General features: G+C 72.6%; 3 protein-coding genes and 1 pseudogene. 3 read left to right on the plus strand and 1 reads right to left on the minus strand.

The window, feature by feature from the left end; all coding sequences use genetic code 11:
- The 3 genes and pseudogenes from IJH84_RS01280 to IJH84_RS01290 form a co-directional block, all read left to right on the plus strand.
- A pseudogene (locus IJH84_RS01280) lies at positions 1-391 on the plus strand (precorrin-3B synthase); the annotation flags it as partial.
- A complete protein-coding gene (locus tag IJH84_RS01285) occupies positions 388-1023 on the plus strand; it encodes a precorrin-8X methylmutase (protein ID WP_295139253.1) in 636 nt (211 codons plus the stop codon). The pseudogene IJH84_RS01280 and the gene IJH84_RS01285, both read left to right, overlap by 4 nt.
- A gap of 8 nt (positions 1024-1031) precedes the next feature.
- On the plus strand, positions 1032-2576 hold the full coding sequence (locus tag IJH84_RS01290; protein ID WP_200070384.1) for a precorrin-2 C(20)-methyltransferase: 1545 nt from the start codon (positions 1032-1034) through the stop codon (positions 2574-2576).
- Here IJH84_RS01290 and IJH84_RS01295 read toward each other — a convergent pair.
- The coding region (locus IJH84_RS01295; RefSeq protein ID WP_295139256.1) for a precorrin-6A/cobalt-precorrin-6A reductase at positions 2564-3040 on the minus strand (477 nt) is incomplete at its 5' end. The genes IJH84_RS01290 and IJH84_RS01295 overlap by 13 nt on opposite strands.

A 3040-nucleotide genomic window follows, 5' to 3' on the forward strand; every position in this document is an offset into this window, starting at 1 on the left:
CGCCGCGGCGGAAGTCGCCGGGCAGCTCCGGCTCACTCCGTGGCGGACCCTGGTGCTGCCGGGAATCCCGCGCGGTGAAGCCGCAACGCTACTGTCCGAACTGGACTCCGCGGGGCTGGTCGTGGACGAGTCCGCGCCACTGGCCGGAATCACCGCGTGCACCGGCAGCCCCGGCTGCGCGAAATCCTTGGCGGACGTCCGCACGGACGCCGCGCGCACCGCGCGTCCCGGGGAGCTGCCGGTGCACTGGGCGGGCTGTTCCCGCCGGTGCGGGCGGCCCGCGGGTCGCGGAGTGGAAGTGCTGGCCACCGAGGCCGGCTACGAGGTCGGCGGGAAACCGGCCGGCAGCGAACCGACCGCCGCGCTCGAAGCGGCACGGAGGGCACTGTGAACACCGGTCGCTACGAGTACGTCCGCGAAGGCCCGGAGATCTACCGCCGTTCCTTCGCCACGATCCGCGCCGAGGCCGAACTGGACGGGATGCCGCCGGAGGTCGCCGGGGTCGCGGTCCGCATGATCCACGCTTGCGGCATGGTCGACCTGGTCGCCGATCTGGCCTGGTCGCCGAACGCGGTGCTGGCCGCTCGCGAGGCGTTGCGCGCGGGCGCGCCGGTGTTCTGCGACGCGGAGATGGTCGCCGCCGGAGTCACCCGGCGCCGCCTCCCGGCCGCCAACGACATCGTCTGCACCCTCGGTGACCAGCGAGTTCCCGAGCTGGCGCAGCAACTCGGCACCACCCGCAGCGCCGCCGCGATGGAGCTGTGGGCCGACCGCCTGGAAGGTTCCGTCGTGGCCGTGGGCAACGCGCCGACCTCGTTGTTCCGGCTGCTGGAGATGGTCGACGAAGGCGCCGGGCGGCCCGCGGCCGTGCTCGGTCTGCCGGTCGGTTTCATCGGCGCCGCCGAGTCCAAGCAAGCACTGGCCGAACATCCCGCGCTGGAGCACCTGGTGGTGCACGGCCGCCGGGGTGGCAGCGCGATGGCGGTGGCCGCCGTCAACGCGATCGCGAGCGAACAGGAGTGAGCAGCACCGTGGAGCAGGCAGGCAGGTTGTTCGGCGTCGGACTCGGACCCGGTGATCCGGAGCTGGTGACCGTGAAGGCCGCGCGGCGCATCCGCGAAGCGGACGTGATCGCTTACCACAGCGCGCGGCACGGCCGCAGCATCGCGCGCGGGGTCGCCGAACCGTACCTGCGGTCCGACCAGGTCGAAGAGCCGCTGGTCTACCCGGTGACCACGGAGACCACGAACCACCCGGGCGGCTACCAGGGCGCGATCGACGAGTTCTACGCCGACGCCGCCGAGCGGCTCGCCGCGCACCTGGCCGCGGGCCGCGACGTGGCGCTGCTGTGCGAGGGCGACCCGTTCTTCTACGGCTCCTACATGCACATGCACAAGCGGCTGGTGGACCGGTTCGAGGTCGCCGCGGTGCCGGGGGTGACTTCGGTCAGCGGAGCCGCCGCGTCGCTCGGGCGCCCGCTCGCCGAGCGGGACGAGGTGCTGACCGTGCTGCCCGGCACGCTGGAGCCGGAGAAGCTCGCCGAGCAACTGGCCGCGACCGACGCGGCCGCGGTGATGAAGCTGGGCCGCACGTTCGAGGGCGTGCAGCAGGCGTTCGAGCAGGCAGGACGGCTGGACGAGGCGTACTACGCGGAGCGCGCCACCACCGACCGGCAGCGCTTGCTGCCGTTGCGCGATGTGGATCCGGAATCGGTGCCGTACTTCTCGCTGGCGCTGCTGCCGAGCCCGGTGAACGCGGACAGCCCGATCAACCTCACCGCGGCCGATGGCACCCCCCACGTGCGGGAAACCGTTGCGGCTGAAGAACTTCCCGCGCCGAGCGGGCCCGGTGAGCTGGTGGTCGTCGGCCTCGGTCCCGCTGGTCCGCAGTGGACGACTCCGGAGGCGGCCACGGCCGTCGCCGCCGCCGACGACCTCGTCGGCTACGGCCCTTACCTGGACCGGCTGCCGTCGAATCCGCGGCAGCGCAAGCATTCCTCGGACAACCGCGTCGAGTCCGAACGCGCGGAGTTCGCCCTCGACCTGGCGCGGGCCGGATCGCGGGTCGCCGTGGTTTCTTCCGGTGATCCGGGGGTTTTCGCGATGGCCACGGCGGTGCTGGAGGTCGCCGCCGAGGAGCGGTTCGCCGACGTGCCGGTGCGGGTCCTGCCCGGACTGACCGCTGCGCAAGCGGTGGCGAGCCGGGCCGGGGCGCCCCTCGGGCACGACTACTGCGTGCTGTCGCTCTCGGACCGGTTGAAGCCGTGGGAGGTCATCCTCGAGCGCTTGGAGGCCGCGGCGAAGGCGGATCTGGCGCTGGCGATCTACAACCCGGCTTCGCGCAGCCGCACCTGGCAGGTCGCCGCGGCCCGCGATGCGCTGCTCAAACACCGTTCGCCGGAGACGCCGGTGATCGTCGGCCGGGACGTGGGCGGGCCGGAGGAGTCCGTGCGCACGGTGCCGCTCGGCGAGCTTGATCAGTCCGATGTGGACATGCGTTGCCTGCTGGTGGTCGGTTCTTCGATGACTCGCGAGGCGAGCGGCAGGGTGTTCACGCCGCGCCGCTACCCGTCGTGAACCCAGCGCACCGCTTCATCCACTGTGGACACAGCCGGTACCGGCGGTTCCGGTGGGCGTTGCACCAGCACGACCGGGATGCCGAGCTCGTCGGCGGCGTCCAGCTTCGCGCTGGTCAGCTGCCCGCCGCTGTTCTTGGTGACCAGCACGTCGATGCGCTGCTCGCGCAGCAGCGCCACCTCGTCGTCGAAGCTGAACGGGCCGCGTGCGAGCAGCGTCGTGGTGTTCGGCGGCAGCGGCGGGTCCGGCGGATCCACGGCGCGCAGCAGGAAGCTCAGGTCCAGGTGCGCGAAGTGGCTCAGCCCCTGGCGCCCGGTGGTGAGGAAGATGCGTTCGCCGAGCGCGGGCAGCGCAGCGGCGGCTTCGTCCAAAGAGGTCACCAGGTGCCAGCCCGGACGCGGTTCCCAAGCCGGTCGGCGCAGCACCAGCAGCGGCACGCCCGCCGCTGCACAGGCGCGCGCGGC

The sequence above is a fragment of the Saccharopolyspora sp. genome, assembly GCF_017434145.1.
GTDB lineage: Bacteria > Actinomycetota > Actinomycetes > Mycobacteriales > Pseudonocardiaceae > Saccharopolyspora_C > Saccharopolyspora_C galaxeae.